The following is a 25,406-nucleotide window of genomic DNA, read 5'->3' on the forward strand; positions in this document are numbered from 1 at the left end:
GAATAGGGAACAGTGAATGAGTTTTCTTTCCTGTTAAGAGTTCCCTACCCCCACGCCGCAGCACTCAGCACTACTTAACAGCCACATCCACTATGACCACAGCCTTTGATGGTTTGATGACCCTCCGCACAACCATCAGAGCAATAGTATTTTTCATCTTTGAGAATAGCGCTTTCTAATGAAACAACACATAAGCAACTTGGACAGGCGCATTTCATTTGATTTATGGTTGTCATAATAATTTCTCCATTTTGTTGTTGAAAATAATAATATAACATATGAACAGTAATTCATATGTTATGGAAAAAGAATTCAACCTAAAATTTAACAAAACGCGAAAGTCACCACCCTGCTATGGCTGAGGGTGAAGTAGTTCACGATTGGCTGTGTACGTAAATCATCATAATAAGCTGTTATACATTAATTTTGTATAATTAATAATTTACTTTTTCAGTACTTTTACATAAAAACCTTAGAGATAATAGCTTGATTTTAGTGAGATAATAGTTGGGAGAAAAAAATTAATTTTAGCTCATAGTTTATTCTAAGTACTTTACGATCACTTCAATTAGCATCATGTATAAGTTTAAGAACTCTTTAAAGACTAGTTTTCAGCAAAAATTATCTCGCAAAGTTGAAACTTGTTATCAATAATAGAATCTGAGTCTAAATTTTCTCCCTTATTTCGTTATATTCGTTGTGCAGCGAGTTAAAAGTGCATGAGCTATTGCTTCAATCCTACCTGTTCCCATCCTAAAAATGTGGCATCTAGTCCAAGATGCCAATCTTGCGACTCGCCACTAACGTTGCGTGGTAAATGTGGTCAATATCGAGTGTATAAACCTTTAGGACAGGGAGGTTTCGGAGCCACATTTTTAGCTAGAAATGAAGCCTTGCCAGGAGAACCAAGTTGTGTGATTAAACAACTGCGTCCCTCAGGAACGGCTCCACACATATTGCAAATGGCACGAGAACTGTTCGAGAGGGAAGCCAAAACTTTGGGTCAAATTGGCAATCATCCACAAATACCGCGCCTACTGGACTATTTTGAAGACGACAAACAATTTTACTTAGTTCAGGAATATATCAGTGGTGCTACTCTCCAACAGGAAGTAAGAAAAACAGGAGTCTATAGCGAAGCTGGAGTCAAACAGTTCTTGAGTGAGATTTTGCCATTGCTGCAATACATCCATGAGCTAAAGGTAATTCACCGTGATATCAAACCAGCTAACTTAATTCGCCGCTCTCAAGATGCCAGACTAGTACTGATTGATTTTGGGGCTGTCAAAAACCAAGTTACCCAAGTAGCTGCCGAGCAATCAGGACAGACAGCATTGACAGCTTATGCAATTGGTACTCCTGGTTTTGCTCCTCCAGAGCAAATGGCCATGCGTCCGGTTTACTCCAGCGATATCTACGCTCTAGGAGTGACGTGCATTTATCTTCTAACTGGCAAAACTCCTAAAGATTTGCCATACAATCCCACAACGGGTGAAATCATGTGGGAGCAGCTTGTAGATGTGAGCGCACATTTAACAACTGTGTTAAAAAAAATGTTAGAGGTTTCAGTCCGTAATCGCTACCATTCAGCCCCAGATGTTCTCAGAGCCTTGGAGATAGAACCATATTTAGATAGTTTAGCGAAGGGGTTAATAGTTCAATCTGATGTTGATCTCAAAGAGTCAGCAAACAATAAGTCAGATAATTCTAATGGTTTGTCTACTCATCCTGGTTCTAATACTCATGGTGTAGCGGAAGTAGCAGCGGCAATCCGTGCTAGACGGGCTAAGTCATCGGAAACGACTGGATTCCGAACTGGGCGAATTCAGCAGAAGAAGTTAATTTCTAAATCTCCCGATATAGTTAACACTGATATTAATAATTCTCAAGCTGGCCGCAAATTAAATTCTCAAACTCTCCTCCAAGCATATGTGAAGGGAAGACGGGATTTTGCTTCGTACAACATCAGTATGTTGAGCTTACAAGGTGCTGATTTATCAGGAACTAATTTCCATCACGCTCAATTAAAACAAACTAATCTCCAAGGTGCAAATCTCCAAAATAGTGATTTTGGCAGAGCTAGTTTGATGCACGCGAATTTGAGAGATGCTAATTTGACTAAAGCTTATTTAAGTCATGCTGATTTGGAAGGGGCTGATCTGAGGGGTGCTGATCTTAGTTATGCTTACATGAGTCAGGCCAATCTTCGGGGGGCTAATTTATGCGGTGCTAATCTCACTGGTGCTAAAGTTACTGATGAGCAAATAGCACTGGCTAAGACTAATTGGTTGACTGTTCGTCCCAATGGTAAACGGGGATTTTTGTAATATTACCTTTGGGCTGAATTGACAATTTAATGTGTTAAAGCGTCAATTCTAGGACTTACGCACTATACAAATTAGACATGATATCAATCAACGATGATTGGTGATTGCAGGCTTTTGAGACAGCAGATTAGTAAGGTGCGTTAGATGTAGAAAATCTGTTAATTGTGCCAAATTATCGAGTCTGACGTGGTAGGTGAGCTTGCCGAACCACACCCTATAAGAGACTACTGGTACTAACTGGAAATTTTTAAACCTTATTAATCAAGTAGTAGAAATTGACTTGACAGATTATTATATTAATAATATTGGTAAAATTTTAGGTATTTTATCTATTATTGTGATGGAATAGGTGTTTTATATGCTTCTTCAGTCAATTTCTACTGAACAAAGAACGGTTTTATATAACGTTAGCTGGGATACCTTTGAAGCCTTATTGAGAGATACAGGTGAACATAGAGGTTCTCGGTTTGCTTATGACTGCGGTACTTTAGAAATTATGACTCCACTTTTTGAACACGAAAACCCGAAAGGCAATTTTAGTAATTTTATTATTGCTTTAGCTGAAGAATTAGATATTGAACTGAGAAGTGCTGGTTCTACAACATTAAAACGTAAATCTTTTGCAAAGGGAATAGAACCAGATAGTTGCTATTATATCCAAAATGAAGCAGCTATTAGAGGTAGGGAAACTTTAAATTTAGAAATAGATCCTCCTCCAGATTTAGCAATTGAAATTGATATTACTAGCAGTTCTGTGAATAAGTTTAATATTTATGCGGCTTTAGGTGTTACTGAACTATGGAAATATGACGGGGCAGTTTTGAAGTTTTATCAATTAGTGGAAAGCGAGTATATTGAGATTAATTTTAGCATTGCTTTTCCGCTAGTTGCTGTTGGTGATATGAATAGATTTATTCAGCAAAGTAAAACTATGGGTGAAATTGCTTTGTTGAAATCTTTTCGTGCTTGGGTACGGGGGAAAATAGGATAGTTTGCTTACTCTAAAGACAAGGAGGAAATAAGGAAACCCAACACCAAATTTTAAACAGCATCTAACAATTTAAACCAACTTATTATGAAATTTTACCATTATTATTTGTTGCCTCTGCACTAGTTATAATTAAATGGGTTAAAGCGTCAATCAAGCGATCGCATAAAGCACACTGTCGCATAGCGAAATTTCTATTCATAATCGTACCCTGATTTTTACGTAAGTATTGTCTGTCTAAATGGTATTATAAAAATGTTGACTTTTCAAACCCTGGTAAAAGGTAGGCGTATTTACGCCGATAGGTATTAGCTTATCTGAATATGAAGGGACAGAAAATGAGTTTTTATGATGCTTTTATTTCCTATGGACGTGCTGATAGTAAAGACTTTGCTATAAATCTTCATGAAAGATTGGCAGCAGCAGGTTTAAATGTCTGGTTTGATCAAAACGATATTCCCTTAGCTGTAGATTATCAAGAACAAATTAATGATGGCATAGAAAAAGCTCATAATTTCTTGTTTATTATCTCTCCTCATTCGGTAAATTCTCCATATTGTCTCAAAGAGATTGAACTGGCTATTAAGCTCAATAAACGGATTATTCCTTTACTTCACGTTGAGCAAATTAGCAAAGAAGTTTGGCAACAAAGAAACCCGAATCAAACTGAAGATAACTGGCAAAAATACCAAGAAGAAGGACGGCATTCTAGTTATCCGCATATGCACCCAGTAATTAGTAAAATCAACTGGGTTTATTTTCGGGATAATGTTGATGATTTTTCTGCTGCCTTTGCAGGGTTATTGAGTGCAATTAGTAAAAATCAAGATTATGTTGAACAACATACTAATTTTTTAGTGCAAGCTTTAGAATGGCAGAGAAATCAGCAACAAACTAATTATTTTTTGGTTGGGGAAGAAAGAGGAAAAGCGGAAAAGTGGTTAAAACAGAGATTTATAGATGAACAACAGCCTTGTATTCCTACAGATTTACATTGTGAATTTATTTGTGAGAGCATAAAAAATTCTCAGAATTTACTTAGTCAAGTTTTTCTGGCAGCCGCAGATACAGACGAGGCAATTAAGGAGAAAATTAGAAAAACATTAATGCGTGAAAGTATTACTGTTTGGACAAATAAGACTGATATTAAAACCGGAACTGCATTTCCAGAAGCAATTCATCAAGGAATTGAGGGAGCAGATAATTTTGTCTATTTGATATCATTGGATTCGTTAAAATCGGAATATTGTCAACAGGAATTAAATCAGGCTTTAGCAAATAATAAACGGATTATTCCTTTGTTAGTTGCAGAGACTGATTTAGAATTAATTCCGTTAGAGTTAAAAAAAATACAGTTTATTGATTTTACTAAATCAGAAAACGCAGAGGAATATCATCTCAGTACTGATAAATTATTACAAGAATTAAAGAAAGAACCTTCTTACTATGAAAAACATAAAATTCTTTTAGTCAGAGCCAGAAAATGGCAAAAACAAAACCAAAACCCTAGTCTTTTATTACGAGGTTATAATTTACAACATTTTGAAGCTTGGTTAAAGGTAGCAAAACAGCGAGAAGATTATCCTCCCTTACCTTTACAAGAGGAGTTTATTACTGCCAGTCTCAACAAACCAGAAGAATCTTCTTTAGAAGTTTTTATTTCCTATTCTCGTGCTGATTCAGACTTAGCAAGGAGATTAAATGATGCTTTACAAGAATTAGGAAAAATGACATGGTTTGATCAAGAAAGTATTGCTACAGGGACTAAGTTTCAAGAAGAAATTAATTTAGGAATTGCCAGTTCCGATAACTTTTTGTTTATTATTTCGCCTAAATCGGTAAATTCTCCCTATTGTGGTGATGAAGTGGAATATGCCCAAAAATTGGGTAAACGCTTTGTTACTATACTACATCGCCCTCTATCAGACGATGAGCTAAAAAACCTCCCTGCGGTTTTAGCAAGTATTCAATGGCTCGATTTTAATCCGCATAGAGGGGAATTTTCTGCCAATTTTAATGAATTGGTGAGAACGCTGGATACAGATAGAGATCATGTCAGAAGTCACACGAAATGGTCACAACAGGCGTTGGAATGGGATAAAGAAAATAAGAGTGCAGATTTTTTGTTACGAGGAATTGAATTTGCTATTGCTGATGCATGGTTAAAGACAGCAGAAACAGAGAATAAAAAGCCGGCAGCGACAGAATTACAAAGAGAGTTGATTTTTCAAAGTCGGGAAGCGATTAAAAAGATTGAGCAAGCTATAGAAACGCAAAATCAAAAGGAAAAACAGCAGACATTGAGATTGAAGGTACTGTTAGTGGCGGCAAGCATGGCTTTAGTAACGGCAATAGTAGAGGGTGTTTTTGCTGTCTCTCAATCTAATGAAGCCAAAAAACAATTAAAGCAGGCACAACTCAATCAAGCCGAATCTCTTGGTAGATATTCGTCGTCTCTACTTAATGAACATAAAGAATTAGATGCTTTTGTTCAAGCGATTAAAGCAGGAAAAATCTTGCAAAACCAACACACAACTAACCCACAAACGATGAATGCCTTGCAAAAAGCTCTTAGTGAGAAAAGCGAACGCAATCGCTTGGAAGGGCATGATGACTCTGTCAGAAGCGTGAGTTTTAGCCCGGACGGCAAGACATTAGTTTCTGGCAGTGCAGACAAGACAATCAAACTCTGGAATTTAGAGACAGGCAAAGAAATCCCCACCCTCTTTAAGCATTCTGACCGTGTCTATAGTGTGAGTTTTAGCCCGGACGGCAAGACATTAGTTTCTGGCAGTGCAGACAAGACAATCAAACTCTGGAATTTAGAGACAGGCAAAGAAATCCGCACCCTCTCCGGGCATAAATTCTCTGTCTATAGCGTGAGTTTTAGCCCGGACGGCAAGACATTAGTTTCTGGCAGTGCAGACAAGACAATCAAACTCTGGAATTTAGAGACAGGCAAAGAAATCCGCACCCTCTCCGGGCATTCTGACCCTGTCTGGAGCGTGAGTTTTAGCCCGGACGGCAAGACATTAGTTTCTGGCAGTGCAGACAAGACAATCAAACTCTGGAATTTAGAGACAGGCAAAGAAATCCGCACCCTCTCCGGGCATTCTGACCTTGTCTGGAGCGTGAGTTTTAGCCCGGACGGCAAGACATTAGTTTCTGGCAGTGCAGACAAGACAATCAAACTCTGGAATTTAGAGACAGGCAAAGAAATCCGCACCCTCTCCGGGCATGAATTCTCTGTCTATAGCGTGAGTTTTAGCCCGGACGGCAAGACATTAGTTTCTGGCAGTGCAGACAACACAATCAAGCTCTGGAATTTAGAGACAGGCAAAGAAATCCCCACCCTCTTCAGGCATAAATTCTCTGTCTATAGCGTGAGTTTTAGCCCGGACGGCAAGACATTAGTTTCTGGCAGTGCAGACAAGACAATCAAACTCTGGAATTTAGAGACAGGCAAAGAAATCCCCACCCTCTTTAAGCATTCTGACCGTGTCTATAGTGTGAGTTTTAGCCCGGACGGCAAGACATTAGTTTCTGGCAGTGCAGACAAGACAATCAAACTCTGGAATTTAGAGACAGGCAAAGAAATCCGCACCCTCTCCGGGCATAAATTCTCTGTCCATAGCGTGAGTTTTAGCCCGGACGGCAAGACATTAGTTTCTGGCAGTGCAGACAAGACAATCAAACTCTGGAATTTAGAGACAGGCAAAGAAATCCGCACCCTCTCCGGGCATTCTGACCCTGTCTGGAGCGTGAGTTTTAGCCCGGACGGCAAGACATTAGTTTCTGGCAGTGCAGACAAGACAATCAAACTCTGGAATTTAGAGACAGGCAAAGAAATCCGCACCCTCTCCGGGCATTCTGACCCTGTCTGGAGCGTGAGTTTTAGCCCGGACGGCAAGACATTAGTTTCTGGCAGTGCAGACAAGACAATCAAACTCTGGGATTTAGAGACAGGCAAAGAAATCCGCACCCTCTCCGGGCATTCTGACCCTGTCCATAGCGTGAGTTTTAGCCCGGACGGCAAAACATTAGTTTCTGGCAGTGCAGACAAGACAATCAAACTCTGGGATTTAGATTTTTGGATGCTAGACTTAGACTCTTTAATGGGGCGCAGTTGCAATTGGGTACGAAACTATTTGAAAAATAATCCTAAAGTTAAAGACGATATAAATTTATGTGACGATTGGTACTCAAAAGTAAAGTAGTGGTTTTTGTAATTCAATTCATGAAAAAGCCTTTCAGTATTTCCTTCCCAACCGGACAAACAGCAGATGCTGTTCAAGTTGATGACTTTGTAAATTTGTCCGCTGCTCTCCATGATCTCGGCTTTCAAGGTTCGCGTCCTCTACTAGTATTAGTAGGTGGTGCAAGTAAGGTGAGTGAAGCTGATTTAGCCCGTTTACGCCTGTTGTTTGTAGAAGTCATCGCCCCCCTAGTTGAAGAATTGAATGCCGATGTAGTTGACGGCGGTACTGATGCTGGGGTAATGAAAATGATGGGTCAGGCTCGTAGGGAAATCAATGGGACGTTTTCTTTAATTGGTGTTGCCCCAGTTGGGACTGTTACATTACCTAATGCAGTCGCCACATCATCGAATACAGAAGCCTTAGAACCTCACCATACTCATTTTGTCTTGGTTCCTGGCACTAAATGGGGTGATGAATCGCCTTGGCAGGCCAGAGTAGCCAGTTTACTCGCTAACGAAGCACCATCAGTAACCCTACTAATCAATGGTGGGGAGATTGCTTTAGTAGATGTTACAGAAAATTTAAAAGTTGGTCGGACAATAGTTGTAATCGCTGGTAGCGGTCGGCTGGCAGATGAAATTGCTTTTGCTAGAAACCATCCAGGGTCTGAAGTGCGGGAACAGGTGGCAGAGGTTGTAGGGCAAAGTAACCTGTTATTATTTGACCTATCAGAGCCAATGTCAGAATTAGCCAAGCTATTAAGGCAGCAGTTGACACATGAGTGATTAAGACATTAATAGATTAAAACATTAATAAATGATGAAAATCATACCAATTCTGTGTAAAGTTGCGCCAAATAAATACCGTAGAGACGTTCCATGGAACGTCTCTACATCTTAAACCTACGGCTTTTTTTCCTCTTCTTGCTTTTTAGTTTCTTGGGTGACTTTGGTGAGATAAACTTCAACATCACTCTGAATGATATTTTCTACATTGCCGGCAAAATTGCTAAAAGCTTCGTCATGGGTTTTGTAATTGGCATAGGAACCATTGAGTTCAAACAATTCCCAACCTTCTCCTTTGAGAATTTCTGTTGTCCGTCGATAGTGTCGCCAACGTTCTCCATAATGGAAAAATTCTTCAACAGAGGAACTGATAGCTACCATTCCCGATAAGGCGATGGTAAAATATTTAAGAGAGGAATCCAACTGTTTATTATTAATATTTAAACTTACTAAAATGGGAACGATGACACCACCAATAATTGTGGTTAATCTCAGTTGATAATAGCGTTGACGGGCATGATTCGCTCGTCCTTCCATCCACAAAATCTGGTCTAGCCAACGCGATTTTAGATAATGCTTTTGTCTATCATTAAGTTCTAGAGTCTCAAATAAATTATTAAATTCTTCTTTTAAAAATTGGGAATAAGAATCTTTTTTTGCCACAATTCACTCCTGAGCATCAAAATATTCTCTATTATCTCAGCTATGTGTAGTGAACTGCTAACTAGATTTTACGATCCTTTGATTTGCTCATTGGACTTGATTTGAGATGAAACTGTTTTCCCACAGCGATAAAACCCCACCCCTAGCCCCTCCCCGCAAGCGAGGAGGGGGACTGGATTTTTTAATTAAGTTCTTTTTTATGGCTTAAAAAACTAAGTTTTAAGCCTCTCCCCGTGAACGGGGAGAGGTTTGGAGAGGGGTTCTATATTTGTTTACACTATGAACCGTTTGCAGTATACACATTAGCCCCACAACGGGGATAGGCTTATAATTTGGTTTTTGTATTATGAAAAAGTAACGTTCCTAGCTGTTTTGAGGATAACTGTGATGATTTTTTGCATCTGCACTGGTTACAATTAAATGGGTTAGAGCATCAATTATGCGATCGCTCTCCATAGGGATAATATCCTCGCCATATAAAACTTTTTGAGTGATCGCAAAATGCGCTAAAGAACCAATTAAGATTCTTGCTGTTGCTTCTGGATCAGGTATTTTTAATTCTGGATGTGATGCTAGATATTTACTAATAGTCTCAATCGCTGGTTTGGCAATAGAACGGATAAAAACTTGCGCTAGTTCTGGAAACCGCACGGATTCACCAATCAGCACTCGCTCAAATGCTAAATATTCTGGATCTGTCATCATTTGCTCTAAAGCAGTTTTCGCTAAACACCTTAAAACTACATAAGGTTCTCCGACAAGGGGATGTTGCCCAAAAATTGACTGAAACCGTTTTCTGGCTAGTCGTTCGATCAAGGCGCTGAAAAGTCCAACTTTATCTTGAAAGTGGCTGTATACTGTTGCTTTAGATACTCCCGCCGCTTCCGCAATCCGATCCATGCTCGTCCCTGCATAACCCTGTTTTAAGAACTCCCCCATTGCTCCTTGCAGAATCTTTTCTACTTTATCTGAATGCGCTCTCTCTATCCCCCCAATTTTTGGGCGTACCATATTTTACTAATATCCTTGTTTGTCAACAGTTCTATATAAAGGAAGCCTGCCTAGTTGACTTAACTAGTCCTTCTAGCCTACAGTTTAAAACTAAACGGTTTAGTTTTTGGTGCAGATCAAAAATATTTTTCTCAAGTGCAAACTTCTACCTTAATACTGCTCGATTAAGCAATTTGCATTTTCATGAACAAATTTTGAATCGCTTAAAAGGTATGCTATTGTGCAGAACCCCAAGCTACAAGGTTCATTATCTTCTCACGCGCTGATTTGGCTACCAATTACGATATCTATAATTGCCTCATTCACTGTTGTCGGCATTGGTACATTTACTGTCGTGCGATTGAGAGATAAAGCCCAAGATGCAGTAATGCCGGTAGTAATCATACCCGAACTGAAAACAGTTACAGCTTTGGGACGGATTGAACCGCAAGGAAAAGTGATTAAACTCTCATCTGGATCTAGTGAAGGTAGTCGGATAGAAAAGTTATTGGTGCAGGAAGGAGAGAGAGTAAAAGAAGGACAGATAATTGCTATTTTAGACAATCACGATCGCTTGCAAGCTGCATTACAAGAAGCGGAGGAAGAAGTCAAAGTAGCCAAAGCTAATTTATCCCGCATTCAAGCTGGTGCAAAACGTGGAGAAATTGCCACCCAACAAGCAACTATTGCCCGTCTGACAGCAGAAAACCAAGGGAATATTGATACTCAAACGACGACTATTGACCGCTTGCAAGCTGAGTTAATCAATGCCAAATCAGAAAACCAACGTTATCAGGAACTATATGCACAAGGGGCAATTTCAGCCTCTCAACTCGATAGTAAACGCTTAACCCTAGAAACTGCCCAAAAAAGCCTGCAAGCTGCACAAGCAGAGTTAAAGAGTATCCAGTTAACAGGCCAGCAACGAATCAAAGAAGCGATCGCTACATTAGATCAAATTGTGGAAGTGCGTCCAGTCGATGTAGTCGCAGCCAAAGCCGAAATTGGTCGGACTCAAGCAATAGTAAACAAAGCAAAAGCTAATCTTCAACAAGCTTACGTGCGATCGCCCCAAAATGGACAGATATTTGAAATTCACACCCGTCCTGGAGAATTAATATCAAATAATGGCATTGCCGATATTGGGCAAACCAGTCAAATGTACGCAGTTGCCGAAGTCTATGAAAGCGATATTAAAAAATTAAATCCAGGGCAACAAGTACGGGTATCTGGTGATGTTCTAGCAATGGAATTACAGGGGACAGTGGAACGGATAGGTTTACAGGTACAGCGGCAGAATGCTATCAATACTGACCCTTCTACCAATATCGACAACAGGGTGATCAAAGTCCATATCCGACTAGATCCAGCTTCGAGTCAGAAAGCTGCCAATTTAACCAATATGCAAGTCAAGGTAGTGATTGAACTTTAGGAAGAAGGAGTCAGGAGTCAGGAGTTCAGGAGTTCAGGAGTCAGAAGAAAGATATAGGACTTACGCATAACACAACGAAAGTAGCGGTAATTCATGAATTACCGCTACGGAAGAATAAGGGTTTCGGTCACATCTTGCGTAAGTCCTGAGATAAATACTCTCCCCAGTCCCCAGTATCCAGTCCTTGATTTCTAATATGATGCGAATACTTCAACAGTTGCGACGACGGACACCTCTGGGGTGGTTGCAACTAAGTCATGATAAAAGTCGCTTGCTGGTAGCGTTATCAGGTATTGCCTTTGCTGACATTCTCATGTTTATGCAACTGGGCTTTCAAACTGCACTCTATGACAGCAATACTAGGTTACATCGCAGTTTGCACGCGGACATTATTTTAACTAGTCCCCAAACCCGTAACCTGCAAAGTATGTCTACTTTTTCGCGCAGGAGACTATACCAAGCAATGGATATACCAGGGGTACAGTCAGCAGAAGCAATTTATCTCAATGTCATCACCTGGAAAAATCCCCAAACTCGTAAAGAAACAGCAGTATTGGGAATTGGCTTTAATCCTAATAGACCAGTTTTTGATTTACCAGAAGTCAATCAACAACTAGCCGCAATCAAACTACCAGACACAGTTTTATTTGATCGGGGTGCAAGGGGAGATTATCAAAAAGCGATCGCCCAAATTGACCAAGGTAATACCGTTACCACCGAAATTGATGGACGGACAATTACTGTCGGTGGATTATTTAAAATAGGTGCTTCTTTTGGCACTGATGGCAGCTTAATTACTAGTGATCAGAATTTATTGCGGTTAGTTCCCAAACGTCCATCTAGCAGTATCAGTCTTGGTTTGGTGAAAATTAAACCAGGCTATGACTCGCAGCAAGTAGCCAAAAACTTGAGACTGTATCTTACAGATGATGTAAGAGTACTAACCCATGCAGAATTTATTGAATTTGAGAACAATTTTTGGAGAACCAACTCACCCATTGGATTTATTTTCAGTTTAGGTGTCTCAATGGGATTTGTGGTGGGGGTCATTATTGTTTATCAAATTCTCTCAGCCGATGTCAATGCCCATCTACGTGAATATGCCACCTTTAAAGCCATTGGGTATCGAAATTATTACCTGTTAATTGTGATATTTGAAGAAGCATTAATTTTGGCTATTCTAGGCTTTATACCTGGTTTAACCGTATCATTGGGGCTTTACCAACTGACCAGACAAGCCACCAACTTACCAGTATACATGACGATAATTCGTGGTATGCAAGTTTTAGTGCTGACAATTACCATGTGTGCAATTTCTGGTGCGATCGCAACTCGTAAACTCCAAGCTGCTGATCCTGCCGATATGTTTTGAACATTAGTCTTTCATAACTCTTGTAAAGACGTTGTATGCAACGTCTCTACTTTGTCACCAGATGTTTATTTTCCCAGATAATTAACTAGCTTTGACATTGACATCCATAAGGTTTTCAATCAAAGCATAAACATCACTACGGCTGAGTTTTTCCTTGCCACTAGCCAAGGCATCAAGAGTACCATGAGCTAAAGCCAGAGGAATTTGGCAGAATTGTAAAGCCGGCCCAGCAGGAAGGGAGTTGGTATAAGCATCTGCCAAAACCAGATTACGACGTGCATATTGTTGGAGATTGTCGTTATTCCAACCTTCTGGGAAAAAATCTACCCCACGGGTTAAATCTTCAGTATTATTACGTAAAATATTCACCGCTTGTAAACCCCGTCCAAATGCGATCGCTTGAGTCCGGTTAGTTTGCGTACCATCGTACCAAGACCATAAATCTGATAGTAACAAGCCTACCGCACCTGCCACCCCAAATGTATAACGATCTAAATCAGATTCTGTTGCAATTTTCCAGTTTATTTCTGCCCAATCAGCCATCCTATCAGCCATTGCTGCTGTTGCATCCCAAATGCGCGGTGCAATGCTCTCCGGTGCTAAAATTGACCATTCTCTGACCCGGAGACTGACCTCTGCTAAAGAATCTTCATATCCACGAAATCCTAGAGAAAACGCATCTACAGCAAAACCATCAACCCCAGCTTGTAAAGTGTGGCTAATACTTCGCAACAAATGTGACTTAGTTGCATTATCCAATTCTGGATGATCTTCAATTTCATCAATAGCACGCATACACAAGTAGGCTGATGCAACAGCTTCTTGCAACCCTGACGGTAAAGTACTTATTGGAATATAAAAAGTTCGGCTAGTTTCTCTGAGGATTTGCAATGCATCTCCACGTAAATCCATTTGTTCATTCCCCTCTTGATTTTCACACCACATGAATGTTGGTTTTTCTGATGATAGTGGATTTAGTTCCTACTAAATAATCTTAAAAACTATCTAGTATTTCATCTAAAAATTAATAGTTTATGGTATAGCAATTAACAAAAAGCTCAAATGTTACTAAATTCTAGTCTAGTATATAGGGTTTTGGTGACAACAGAAGGTTCTTCTGATGAGTGGTCTAGGTAATATTCAGTTTGTTTTGAGAAAAAATTAAGTAAAATATATGTATAAAATAATTAATGTCAAAAAAATCAATGGAAATATTCAGATTTGGAAATATTCCGATTTGCATAATGATAGCAACTACGCGTTATTAACACGCTAACATAAAAAAATCCGCTTGAGCGGATTAAATTAACTCCAAGACTTAAATAATTAGGCTGAAAGCAATTGATACCAAAATTTTACTTCATTTTTGCTGATGGTTTTTACCCAACTTCCAACCCATGACAACAGAGATACCAACTAGCATCAAACCTGACATTGATGGTTCAGGAACTTTGGTGATTACTAGTGAAAGCTTATCTGCATAAGCATCATTGACGCGTCCACGCACGTAGTTCATATTCAAAGTCACATCAATTTGTCGTGAACCAACGGGAAGAATGCCTTGTAAGGACTTAAATAATAAAGCTGTTGTGTTGTTTCTTTCTTCTACCGTAGGTGAAACAAGATTTTGTGTACCCAGAGATTGAGAATTTTGATCCAAAAAGTTCAGACTCAGTTGCACGTTATCTAAGTCTGTTCCATATCCACCTAACCACGCACCCAAATCATACATAGCTTGACTTGCATCAATAATCGAGGCCAGTCGAGCTACATCAAGTAATTGTGAAGCACTGGAAGATGCTCTATCAGCACCACCAAAGAAGAAATTTTGACCGCGATTATCCGGGCCTGGGCTGTTAGTATCAGGAAGTCCACTGACACTGACAGTTTGACCCAAAGCGTTGACAAACTCAAACCCTGTTGCACCATAGCAAAGAACACTAAAGCTACCAGTGGTGTGCCAAGCAGGAATACTGGGTATAGCAGAACCTACCGCATTGCCAATGGAGTCGCAAGTACCTTGTTCTCCGTTACCATTAACTATCAAGTTTTTACCAAGTACCGCTTCTTTTTTGACTACTGTAGCTGCTTGCAGAGAATGACTGTTAAGTAAACTGCATAGTAATCCTGTGAACAAAGCAATACTAACTTTGCCCATCTTTTGAGATAGCTGAATCATGAGATTATTTTCCTAGTTTTGAAAAGCAGGACTTACGCAACTGGCATATCAGTAGGGTGCGTCAGACTTTATGAATCCTGCAAATAAACAGATATTTGACATCTGATGCACCATAAAATAGATGTTTAGTGTGACACTTGCGTAAATCCTATGACTTAAAAAAGGTGTAGGGAAGATAGGACTAGAACACCAAGTTAACCACTCGGTACTCGGTACTCAATACTCGGTACTCACTTTAGAACCGGAATGTAGTACGAATAACTCCTGTATAAATGGTGTCATTATTGCTGTTGTGTTCTGGGTTGAAAATCACAACTAAGCCAGGAGTAATGGAGATATTGCTATTAACTTGATAACGATATAGTGCTTCTAGATGGTAGGAAGTATCACTATCTAACCGACGAGGACTCGTAGAAGTGGGAACTGCTAGGCCAAAATCATTACTCGTAACTTTTGGTGGTTGACCAAAAATAATACCTGCCAAATTCCCTTTTTTACCTAAATCGGGAAAACCTAAAGTTACAGCCCAGTTCCAGATGTCAGCGTTATCCCCCCGGTTAACGTTAGTACCAGAAGCATTTTCAGCAGTTGCTTGAGTATACCCGACCCAACCAGCTAGTGTAAATTGAGGGTGGAAACGATAGCTGGCTTGTAACCCGTAATGATTGGCGGAAGTAGAAACACCACCACCAAAGGGACTATTAGCAAAAGCACTACCCTCAGCACCAGAAACACTCACATCTCCAGCTACAGCACCGCTAAAGTAAGAATGAGCATAAGCTAAAGCTAAAGTTAGATTTTGACTGGGTTGGAAAGCTAATTGTCCTAAAGCGCCATAAGTACCGTCAAACAAACCGCGACTTTCATCAGGATCATTAGCATTTCTGGCTAAATAACCACCAGATAAACTAATTTTGTCACTCAACTTAAAAACAGCACTGACTCCAGAACCTCTACCACTAGCTAGACCAGTGTTACTGGCACGGTAAATAGGTGCAAAGCGACCAAAACGCGATACAGAACCAGTTGTAGCTGCTGAAAACAAAGAGTTGACAGTATTAAAGTTGTCAAAAAATGAACCGCCAATTGCATCTACAGTCACGTTGAGTTTATCACCAACTGGGAAGTTGTAGAATAATTTGCCAACTTCCACTGTGTTATCAGCACTAACTGTTGTGTCCCACCCTAAACGGGTCATTTGTGTACCAGAAACAGCACCGTTGAAGGCGATAGTATTGTTAGCTTTTAATATTAGTCGTAAGCGGTCTTTACCAGTAAAACTGCTATCAAAGATGAGGCGCACACGGTCAGAAAAAATCGTATTATCTTGTAGACTGCTGCGTGTTGGAGTTGGTGTTGTTCTCCATTGGTCTGAGTTCAGTGGTCTATCTCCACCAAACACACTCCCTAGTGAGAAAATTGCATCACCACTCAATTTGGTAGTCGTAGAAAATTGTTCAGTTTCTAGTACAGCAGTCCGACTTTCTAAGCCATCTACCCGTCCCCGTAATTCTACTAATCCATCTGCAAACTCCTGTTGCAGTTTTTGCAGGGTTTCTAAATCTTCCTTCTTCACCAGATCAGTCGTACTTGAGGCAATCAATTCCCGAACCCTGTTCAAACAAGCGTTTAGACCAGCGGTGAATTCATAGCGAGTCATGGCTCGATTGCCTCGGAAACTACCATTTGGGTAGCCAGAAATACAACCATATCTCTCAACTAGAGATTGCAAAGCCTGAAAAGCCCAATCTGTCGGTTGCACATCTGCAAGTTGAGAAACAGATGTTACCTGCTCTAAAGTATTTTCTGTGTCTGGAGTGGAGACTTGTGCTATTACACTCATTGTATTCCCCAGCACCAGAAAAGTCGTTATCCAAAAAGAATTCTGTAAAAGACTAGACATACACCTCACACCTCAAAATCAAAGATATTTACCAAATTGGTTGGTAAAATTGTTATACCAACTTAAATATCAATTCATACTGTTTCTTGTGATAAATACTGAATTATTTATCATTAACAATGGATACAATGTGACATATAAATTACGGTTATTTGCCACATTGACATAACAATAACAGGTGCAAAATTGGACAAAACTTATTTGCCAACTAAGTTGGTAAAAATTACTTTATACCCAGCACTAAAAATAAACTGTATTCTACCATACACTTTTTAGAATGTAGATATGCAAGTATTTACCAACTTACACGGTAAATATCTGGTAACATTACAAAGACTCTACTGAGTATCAATTCTCATGAAACAAAAGTTCTCAAACAACCTTTTTTCAGTGAAAAGAAGATGGTTCATGCTATCAATTGTGACAGCATTGACTACAGTATTAATAACAATTGGCTTACCAAGCCTGATTTCAGCCCCTGTAGTAGCACAATCCAAAACAAACTTGCTGGTATCTGCTGCTGCAAGTCTCCAAGATGTACTAAAAGAAATTCAGCCCATATACCAACAAAGTCAGCCAAACATCAACATTAATTATAACTTTGGTAGTTCTGGTGCTTTGCAACAACAAATTGAGCAAGGGGCCCCTGCGGATATATTTATCTCTGCTGCGAAAAGACAAGTAGATGCTTTAAAGCAAAAAAATCTTTTAATTTCTGGTACTCGTACCATCATCGCTAAAAACCGTCTTGTGTTGGTTGTACCAGTTAATTCTTCAGGTGTAACCAGCTTTTACAATCTTAAAGATGCAAAAGTTAAAAAAATAGCTATTGGTGAACCTAGAAGCGTACCTGCTGGACAATATGCACAACAAGTTTTGGAAAAGTTGAACCTCTGGTCACAAGTCAAGTCAAAACTTGTTTATGCTAATAATGTACGCCAAGTTCTAGCATCTGTAGAAACTGGAAACGCTGACGCAGGTTTAGTTTATACTACTGACGCAAAAATTTCCAAAAACGTAAAAGTTGTAGTTGCTGCTGACGAAAAATATCACTCTGCAATTATTTATCCTTTAGCAGTCCTTAAACGTAGTAAAAATGTTGATGCAGCTAAGAATTTTTCCCAATTTTTATCTAGCGATCAAGTTAAATCTATATTCAAAAAATATGGATTTATTCTGCCTTAATCATAGCTAAACATCAAAGTTTTTTCACAAGTTAAATATTCCTGCATTTATCAATCATGCAGGAATAGAAGTAAACAAGATTAATTTAAGCATACAATCCTTAATCTTCGCTAATTTTAATATGTCCAAATGATTTAGATATCCAAGGAATAGCGATAAAAATTCCTGCTAATACTAATAAGAATAAAGAAATTCCAAAAATTTGGTCACGGGGAATTTCTAGCACACCTCGTAAAATTATCTCTCGCAAAGCAGAAACAATAGTAATTTCTACTGCGGCACCTACAGATATACTATGTTCTTGGATATAATCAACCAACAGTCTAAATAATTCAACAAGTATCAAGATAAACAAAATATCAGATGTGACTTGCCGTAAATCCAGTGGATGCAAAAAAGAGAAAAACATATCTCCTAATCTGATTAACATCACACAAAATAAGCTTACACATAAAGAAATAACAATAATATCTTGAAAGATTTCTAAATTACGGACAATTCTATCTCGTTGAAACCAACTATTTACTTCTATAAGAATGCGTTTTGGCATAATTTCTCCAGGATATTTATGTGTATTTATTTTTATGTGAGTCAATAAATAATATTAAGTCAAAATTTAAAATTACATTGTTTATCTAGAGCATTAATAAAATTATTTAAACCAACCTTTATAAGCAGATATTTCATGCACACTGATTTCCCAAGGTGTGCCTTTGTTAATAGGAGGACATAAACGAATAATTGATCCTTGGGAAAAATACTTTAACTTTTTGGCTATGTCAGGAATAGCGTTGAAAATATGCCAATACATTTCTCGATCAGGATAAACAATAATTAAATTTAACGCACGGGAATTGGTCTTGATGCACCATTGACAATTGGATAACAAAACTTGGAGAATCCGACCACAATTAGTATAAAAATGCTTACCAATAACTGCATCTAAATTTCTGAGTAACATTTCATCAACATATGTCACCTGAGAGGGTGGTAAATCGTCTGGAGAAAGAGAATCTTTATTCATGACTGAAGAGATAAAGGTTGAAGTATAAATTCACCTTGCTGGCACAAATCAAACTAAACTGTTGCTACGACTTCCCCAATTTTACTGATATCATAGCCACCGAGAATTTCTAATTGGGAGTGAACCAGTTGATGTCCCAAAGTACTGAGTAATTGCTGTACTGGTGCTTCTTCCAGATATTCTTTGAGAATTACTAAATCGTATCTTGATTGACGTAGAGGGATAAATCCTAACCCAAAAGCTGCCGCTACAGATGCCGTACTAATACCTGCATCCACAAATCCAGAAGCGATCGCTTGAGCAACATCCTGGTGACTAGTAATAATCCGATCAAAGCCTTGGAGAGCATGGAAAGGAACTTCTTCCTTTTCTAAAGTTTGTTCTAAAAGCAACCGACTTCCAGAACCCACTTCTCGGTTTACAATAGCTGCATCCATTGCCACTAAATCGCTTAAAGTGCTGATTCCCTTGGGATTACCAGATTGCACCATCAAACCCTCCTCCCAAACTCCCAGAGTAATCAGAACAGCTTTTCTTCCAGCCAAAGCATCCCGAACAAAGGGAGTATTATACTCTCCCGTTTTTGAATCATATAGGTGCATTCCAGCAATGTGAGCTTCACCTCTGCATAAACTGTGTAATGCAGCCATACTATTAGCGAAGTTATATTGTACTCGCAGTTGGGGATGCCAACGTTCAGTAGCTCTAGCCCACAGCGAAATCACAGGAGAACATCCAGCGATAACGACGGTATTATAAAGAGAGTCCATATTATCGTCGAGGAGTCGGACACGCAGTTTACCTGTATTCATTTGTCCTTCTCCATCAGCCGGAATCATATCTTGACGAAAGGCATCTTTACCAATCAAAGGATAAGCTATCCATTGACCTCCTACCCGCGCTAGACTAACTCTTAGTTGTTGTACATCAACAACAGATTTGGCAAGAACGGCTTCAATTTCCGGTAAATCTCGCTCTAACCAGAATAGATGCTCAACTTGACAGCCCAATGCTTTAGCCAGACGCAGTGTAATCTCAACCGAGGGTGCATATTGTCCCGACTCCACACCGCTAATAGTTTGACGAGTTACACCAGCTAGATTTGCCAAGTCTTGTTGACTCATGGCTAAACGGGTTCTGATTGACTTCAAGTTATTACGGAGGCTACTATCCTGCTTCATTAGCTTTATTTCTTAGTTTCTCAAAGCCGTAGCGGATTTAACTAAAATCTGCCAAGGCAAAAGCACCGTTAATCTATATCATTTATCTTTGGATTATTTTTGTGCTTTCGCTCTCTTGATTCCCCATACCCAAAGAATATCACAACATTTTGCTAATTTGCTTGCGACTCGCAAAATATTTTGCGAAGCAATAAATTTTTATTGGTTGGTAATAGCTGTAATTCCTTTAAATAAAAGCTTTTCAAGATTTAAAGTTGGCTAAAAATCTTCATGTTTACCAATTAATTTGGTAAATAGTAGTAAAAAATACAGTTTTCCCCAGAAAATTCAGTTTTGATGATTTCTATAACGCACCGTTAACAACGAAGAGTTTTCAGGTGCAAATGAAAAGATTTTCAACAATTGATGGTTTGTAGAACTGAAAAAGTTCTTTATCCTGGTTGCACTATTAGGCACCAGTCATGGAGAGAATTATGATTACTGAAGAAAAATTAGCCGATAACTTTAACACCATTATCGAAGAAATGCACCCGCGAGTATGGGAATTACTACGACACTGTTATGTGAAAGTAATAACTCCTTGCTTAATGCGTTCTTGTGTTTCTCCTGTGCAGTATTTTGGCATTTACTGTCCTCATGAAATTTTTGTATCTCTAGTAGCTGAAAAAGATTTACTCAGAGAAGTTGCAAAATATTTAGGACTAGCTGAAGTTGTTTGTTTAAATGCTACCAAATTACTGCGTGATCCTTTATCAAAGCTAAAAATAGCTTATCCTCATTTGTGGTTAGAACTTCTTTGGATTACCACAGAAACACAAGAATACAGTTCTTAAATATCAGAACTGACACAACTGGAATATTAGTAGGGTGCGTCAGATGTCGAAAATCTATTGATAATAACCAATTTATAGATCTGACACACCGTACCTGCAAAAGATATTAAATGTCAATCTTACGTAAGTCCTGAATTTATTGGCAATTACCACAAAACTTAATGTAGTTTTGTATCTAACTTGCTAAGAAAAGATGTGGAAAATTGATGTGCAAGACATACGAATTATATAAACATTCGTATGGGAGTGAACGGTTGTTACTTTGGAAAATCTTAACATCTGACGTAACTCACTAATTAATCATGCGGAATTATTCAGATTACGTCAGTCTATTGTTCTTTTGAAAAAGGACGAAATCCCATGACTAAACCATATCTATCTCCAGATGATTTGCCTTCTTATAAAACTACACAAATAAGTGAATTATTGCTTAGTCAACTGGAAGAAGTCACTAAAAAGCGATTTTTCCTAGCTTGTAATAGTATGGTACGCATTTTATTATCTAGTTGCCATTGGTATTTCAAAGTCAATAGCGGTATTTTGATGTTAATCATGGTTTGTCATAATATTGAAAGTTACCAGAATATCATGACGACTGTTCCCTACTTAGCCGAAACATTAAAAAGGTTTGCGAACAAAGCCAAAATTAGTATTAGTTCACCAGTTAATAATGGTATCCCTTGGGTAATTAGTATAGACAAAACTTGGCCAGGAGAAGAGTTACCCAATACGTAAATATAGCGTTTCCTAATCACATGAAGTATATCATAGCCCCTTCCTCGCTTACGGGGAGTGGTTTTTGTAACTTACTCGACCGATAATTGCTATAATTCAGAAATGTTAAATTGCCGATTTAGCGGTATGGATAACCGTCCCTATTAAGAATCCATTTCCGCTAATTCTAACCAGCGTTCTGTCGCTACATCAATTGCTTTTTTTAGTGTTTCTACCTGTTCATAAAGCTTTTGGACTTGGGTATAATTGCCAGGAGAAACAGTAACTAGTGCTTTCTCTGCGGCTGTTTTTTCATCTTCTAATTTGGCAATTTTACCTTCTAACTGTGCAAATTCTTTTGTTTCCCAATTCGATAATCTGCGTCGCTTTTTAGTTTCTGTTTCTGGAGATGCAGGTTTTTCTTCTGTGGTATTTTTGGGCTTTTCTGTAGTATTAACTATTTCTTGTTGTGCTGCTTCTTCAGCTTTTTTGTAATCTAAATAAACTGAGTAGTTACCAGGATATTGCTTGAAATTACCACCGGGTTCCAGTGCAAATACAGTATCTATGGTGCGGTCTAAAAAATAGCGGTCATGGGAAACTACAATTACACATCCAGAAAAATCTTCTAAATATTCTTCTAATACCGCTAATGTTTGTACATCTAAATCATTAGTTGGTTCATCTAGAATCAAGACATTCGGCGCACTAATCAGCAAGCGTAAGAGAAATAAGCGTCGTTTTTCACCACCAGAAAGTTTATTAATTGGCGCATATTGCTGACTTCCAGGAAACAAAAACCTTTCTAACATTTGGGAAGCAGTAATTTTTGTACCATCAGCTATCTGAATAAATTCTCCTTCTTCTTTGATGTAATCAATTACCCGTTGATTTTCATTTAATTCCGTGAGTAATTCTTCAGAATGTTGGTCAAAATAACCAATGTGAATTGTACTACCAATTTCTACAGTCCCGGAGTCTGGCTGAACTTGTCCGGTGATGATATTCATTAAAGTTGATTTACCTGCACCATTAGCACCAATGATACCAATGCGGTCTTCGGGACTAAATTCGTAGGTGAAATTATTAATTAAAATTCGCTCATCGTAAGCTTTAGTAATGTTATTAAGTTCAATAACTTTCTTACCAATCCGACGACTAACAGTAGAAATATCAACTTTACCTTGAGCTTGTTTAAACTCAGTATCACGCAGTGCATGAGCGCGATCAATTCTAGCTTTTTGTTTTGTACTTCTGGCTTTAGGCCCACGTTTGAGCCATTCTAATTCGCGCCGCAATACACCTTGATGTTTACGTTGACTGCTGACAGCAGATTCTTCAGCTAAAGCTTTCTTTTCGAGATAATAGGAATAGTTACCGGAATAAGTGTAAATATCACCTCTATCAATTTCAATGATTCTATTCGTAACTCTATCTAGAAAATAGCGGTCGTGAGTAATTAAGAAAAGTGCGCCACGATAGCGACTTAAATAAGTTTGTAACCATTCTACAGATAGTGCATCAAGATGGTTTGTTGGCTCATCCATGAGCAATACATCTGGTTCTGCTAATAACGCCGTTGCTAGGGCAATCCGCTTGCGATAGCCGCCAGATAAAGTGCCAACTTTAACATCAAAATCAGCAATTCCTAATTTAGTGAGAATGATTTTGGCATTAGTTTCTAGTTCCCATGCACCAGTTGAGTCCATTTTCTGCATTACCACAGAGAAGCGAGACATTAGTTGACTATCTTCTGAATGATGAGCTAATTTATCAGAAAGTTCTTCGTACTCCTTTACTAAAGCCATTTGTTCTCCACTATCAGCAAATACTTGCTCTAAAACAGTGCGATTTTCATCTACATTTGGCTGTTGGGGTAAGTAGATAATTTTAGAACCAGAGTTCACCAAAATTTGACCGCTATCCACTGATTCTAGTCCGGCAATCATCTTCAATAATGTTGATTTACCAGAACCATTAGTACCAATTAGACCTACTTTATCTGTGATATCAAGGCTAAAACTCGCATCTTTTAAAACTTCTTTGATACCAAAATCTTTTTTAACTGATTGTAAAGTGATAATACTCATAAAATTTTAATCATTAGTTATTTAGTTAGTTGGTTGGTGGGCAATGCCCACCCTAGGTCGTAATTGATTTATTATAAATACTATACAAATAAATCTAGGGGTAAGTGTCCATACATCTCGTTGATTCCTGTTTCTTGATAAGATTGACAAGAAACTAATACTCCTCGATGATGCCCAAAATAAGAATCAAGATAGCAAATTCCATTTTTACCATTTAATTTGATATAAACTGGCCCTTCAGGTGTTTCTAAATTACTTGGTGCTTCATAATGAAAAGCATGAGAATAGGTTTTCATTGCCAGAATACCTTCCTCCGCTGTATCAGCACAAATTCCTAAAATTTGGTAGTCTGAAAGGCTGGCCATGAAAATTAATGCCTGACGGGTTAAAACTTTTTCTGATGGTTTAAGAACCGGGGCAATATCTAGACAGTTGAATTTGTTGAGGATTTTTTTGGCTTCTGAGATTGTCAGGTTGGGATCTTGGGGAGTAGGCATATATTCGTTTATTATGCTTCTGGTGTTGCTGTTGGATGGAAGATGGGACTAGCCCACCTTACTAGTATTTTTGATTAAAATCAAGATTGATTTGACATCTTACCTAAGTTGAAAATAAATGGGATACTACCTTGGGAACCTTCTCCCATCACAAGTACATTTGGCATTTGTGAACCGCCATTTCTCCAAGCTTCAATAGCTTCTTTTTGCAGAACTAATTGTCCTCCCTGAGCTTTGAGGGTTTCTGCTAAGAGTCTTTGAGCTTCGGCTCTACCTTTAGCGCGATTAATGTCTGCTTGGGCTTCTTGTTCAGCTTCTCGTGCTATATAGACGGCTCTTTGCGCTCGCTGTTCCGCTATTTGTTTTTCTTCAACTGCTCTGGCAAATTCTGGTGAGAAGGCCAAGTCAACAACACTTGTATCTAATACGATTATCCCATATTTATCTAAGCGATCGCCTAAAGCATTATCAAAATCTTCTTTTAATTCGCTTCTTTTGGTAATTGCTTCTTCTACTGTTCTTCTCGCTGCTGCAATTTTAAATGCTTCCTGGGTTTGGGGAGCAATGATTTTTGAGACAATGTTTTCTAAAGTCCCCTGTTTCCTTCTGACCTGAACTACTTGGATAGGATCAAGACGAAAGTTAATAGCAAATCTGGCAGATAAATTTTGTAAATCCTTAGTAGAACTTTCGGCGGGAACTTCAAATTTCTGTACCGTTAAATCATACACATCTATCACTGAGATAAATGGTGGTCTTAAGTGAATACCCTCCAGCAAAGCACCATCTCTTGCTTTACCTAAGATACTGATTACTCCCGCTTGTCCAGGGTTGATAATCACAAAAGAATTGAGTCCAAAAAGTACTAATATTGCAAATACAATTCCGAATGTGGTAGTTTGCCAATTCCCTAGTTGTTTAGTGTTCAACTTTTTATCTCCTGCTTAGTTTTGAGTACTGATTTTTGAGTAAAGTAACACATTTAACTCAAATATCTTCAAAGTCGGCGGCGTTGAACTGAGTTTTTACAGCCACACTCCAAAT

Annotated in this window: 21 protein-coding genes; 9 read left to right on the top strand and 12 right to left on the bottom strand. The window is 38.6% G+C overall.

The features are described 5' to 3' along the window. Window positions 1–74 precede the first annotated feature (74 nt). A complete protein-coding gene (locus AC012T_RS17910; RefSeq protein WP_487060103.1) occupies window positions 75–278 on the bottom strand; it encodes a metallothionein in 204 nt (67 codons plus the stop codon). A gap of 441 nt (window positions 279–719) precedes the next feature. Here AC012T_RS17910 and AC012T_RS17915 point away from each other — a divergent pair, with 441 nt between their 5' ends. The 4 genes from AC012T_RS17915 (at window position 720) to AC012T_RS17930 (ending at window position 8,299) form a co-directional block, all read left to right on the top strand. Continuing rightward, window positions 720–2,327, top strand: a complete 1,608-nt coding sequence (locus AC012T_RS17915) for a protein kinase domain-containing protein (protein ID WP_487060104.1) — start codon at window positions 720–722, stop codon at window positions 2,325–2,327. A 358-nt stretch (window positions 2,328–2,685) separates the two neighbouring features. Then, the gene (locus AC012T_RS17920; RefSeq protein ID WP_487060105.1) at window positions 2,686–3,318 is read left to right on the top strand and encodes a Uma2 family endonuclease; all 633 of its coding nucleotides are present in this window, start codon (window positions 2,686–2,688) and stop codon (window positions 3,316–3,318) included. A 335-nt stretch (window positions 3,319–3,653) separates the two neighbouring features. Further along, window positions 3,654–7,532, top strand: coding sequence for a TIR domain-containing protein (locus tag AC012T_RS17925; protein WP_487060106.1), 3,879 nt, complete (start codon window positions 3,654–3,656; stop codon window positions 7,530–7,532). 20 nt (window positions 7,533–7,552) lie between these two features. Further along, entirely contained in the window at window positions 7,553–8,299 is a 747-nt protein-coding gene (locus AC012T_RS17930) for a hypothetical protein (RefSeq protein ID WP_487060107.1), read from the top strand. 117 nt (window positions 8,300–8,416) lie between these two features. On the opposite strand, the gene AC012T_RS17935 is transcribed toward AC012T_RS17930, so the two are convergent. Then, on the bottom strand, window positions 8,417–8,962 hold the full coding sequence (locus AC012T_RS17935) for a DUF4231 domain-containing protein (RefSeq protein WP_487060108.1): 546 nt from the start codon (window positions 8,960–8,962) through the stop codon (window positions 8,417–8,419). A 363-nt stretch (window positions 8,963–9,325) separates the two neighbouring features. Next, a complete protein-coding gene (locus AC012T_RS17940) occupies window positions 9,326–9,973 on the bottom strand; it encodes a TetR/AcrR family transcriptional regulator (protein WP_487060109.1) in 648 nt (215 codons plus the stop codon). Window positions 9,974–10,193: 220 nt separating this feature from the next. Here AC012T_RS17940 and AC012T_RS17945 point away from each other — a divergent pair, with 220 nt between their 5' ends. Both AC012T_RS17945 and devC read left to right on the top strand, forming a co-directional pair. Further along, on the top strand, window positions 10,194–11,384 hold the full coding sequence (locus tag AC012T_RS17945; protein WP_487060110.1) for an ABC exporter membrane fusion protein: 1,191 nt from the start codon (window positions 10,194–10,196) through the stop codon (window positions 11,382–11,384). 196 nt (window positions 11,385–11,580) lie between these two features. Next, window positions 11,581–12,756, top strand: a complete 1,176-nt coding sequence (gene devC / locus AC012T_RS17950; RefSeq protein ID WP_487060111.1) for an ABC transporter permease DevC — start codon at window positions 11,581–11,583, stop codon at window positions 12,754–12,756. An 81-nt stretch (window positions 12,757–12,837) separates the two neighbouring features. Here devC and AC012T_RS17955 read toward each other — a convergent pair whose 3' ends face one another. From AC012T_RS17955 to AC012T_RS17965, 3 genes are all read right to left on the bottom strand, one after another. Continuing rightward, a complete protein-coding gene (locus AC012T_RS17955; protein WP_487066648.1) occupies window positions 12,838–13,668 on the bottom strand; it encodes a squalene/phytoene synthase family protein in 831 nt (276 codons plus the stop codon). A gap of 448 nt (window positions 13,669–14,116) precedes the next feature. After that, window positions 14,117–14,935, bottom strand: coding sequence for a PEP-CTERM sorting domain-containing protein (locus AC012T_RS17960; RefSeq protein WP_487060112.1), 819 nt, complete (start codon window positions 14,933–14,935; stop codon window positions 14,117–14,119). A 235-nt stretch (window positions 14,936–15,170) separates the two neighbouring features. Then, window positions 15,171–16,838, bottom strand: coding sequence for an iron uptake porin (locus AC012T_RS17965; protein ID WP_487060113.1), 1,668 nt, complete (start codon window positions 16,836–16,838; stop codon window positions 15,171–15,173). Between the two features lie 408 nt (window positions 16,839–17,246). Between AC012T_RS17965 and modA the strand changes: the two genes are divergently transcribed. Next, window positions 17,247–18,023: a molybdate ABC transporter substrate-binding protein gene (gene modA / locus AC012T_RS17970; protein WP_487060114.1), complete on the top strand. Its 777-nt coding sequence runs from the start codon at window positions 17,247–17,249 to the stop codon at window positions 18,021–18,023. A gap of 100 nt (window positions 18,024–18,123) precedes the next feature. On the opposite strand, the gene AC012T_RS17975 is transcribed toward modA, so the two are convergent. The 3 genes from AC012T_RS17975 to AC012T_RS17985 all read right to left on the bottom strand — a co-directional run bounded on the left by AC012T_RS17975 (window position 18,124) and on the right by AC012T_RS17985 (window position 20,228). Further along, window positions 18,124–18,573 (bottom strand): phosphate-starvation-inducible PsiE family protein, encoded by a 450-nt coding sequence (locus AC012T_RS17975; protein WP_487060115.1) that lies wholly within the window; start codon window positions 18,571–18,573, stop codon window positions 18,124–18,126. Between the two features lie 102 nt (window positions 18,574–18,675). Further along, entirely contained in the window at window positions 18,676–19,047 is a 372-nt protein-coding gene (locus AC012T_RS17980) for a hypothetical protein (RefSeq protein ID WP_487060116.1), read from the bottom strand. A 53-nt stretch (window positions 19,048–19,100) separates the two neighbouring features. Further along, window positions 19,101–20,228 carry a substrate-binding domain-containing protein gene (locus AC012T_RS17985; RefSeq protein ID WP_487060117.1) on the bottom strand — a complete coding sequence of 376 codons (1,128 nt, stop codon included), beginning with the start codon at window positions 20,226–20,228 and terminating at the stop codon, window positions 19,101–19,103. Between the two features lie 473 nt (window positions 20,229–20,701). Here AC012T_RS17985 and AC012T_RS17990 point away from each other — a divergent pair, with 473 nt between their 5' ends. After that, window positions 20,702–21,061, top strand: a complete 360-nt coding sequence (locus AC012T_RS17990) for a hypothetical protein (protein WP_487060118.1) — start codon at window positions 20,702–20,704, stop codon at window positions 21,059–21,061. Window positions 21,062–21,421: 360 nt separating this feature from the next. After that, complete coding sequence (locus tag AC012T_RS17995; protein ID WP_127052207.1) at window positions 21,422–21,796, top strand: hypothetical protein; 375 nt, start codon at window positions 21,422–21,424, stop codon at window positions 21,794–21,796. Window positions 21,797–21,939: 143 nt separating this feature from the next. On the opposite strand, the gene AC012T_RS18000 is transcribed toward AC012T_RS17995, so the two are convergent. From AC012T_RS18000 to AC012T_RS18010, 3 genes are all read right to left on the bottom strand, one after another. Next, window positions 21,940–23,865 carry an ABC-F family ATP-binding cassette domain-containing protein gene (locus AC012T_RS18000; protein ID WP_487060119.1) on the bottom strand — a complete coding sequence of 642 codons (1,926 nt, stop codon included), beginning with the start codon at window positions 23,863–23,865 and terminating at the stop codon, window positions 21,940–21,942. A gap of 80 nt (window positions 23,866–23,945) precedes the next feature. After that, window positions 23,946–24,362 carry a DUF1824 family protein gene (locus AC012T_RS18005; RefSeq protein ID WP_487060120.1) on the bottom strand — a complete coding sequence of 139 codons (417 nt, stop codon included), beginning with the start codon at window positions 24,360–24,362 and terminating at the stop codon, window positions 23,946–23,948. Window positions 24,363–24,442: 80 nt separating this feature from the next. Further along, window positions 24,443–25,291, bottom strand: a complete 849-nt coding sequence (locus AC012T_RS18010; protein WP_487060121.1) for a prohibitin family protein — start codon at window positions 25,289–25,291, stop codon at window positions 24,443–24,445. Between the last annotated feature and the right edge of the window lie 115 nt (window positions 25,292–25,406).

It is taken from the genome of Anabaena sp. EIM26, assembly GCF_057568715.1.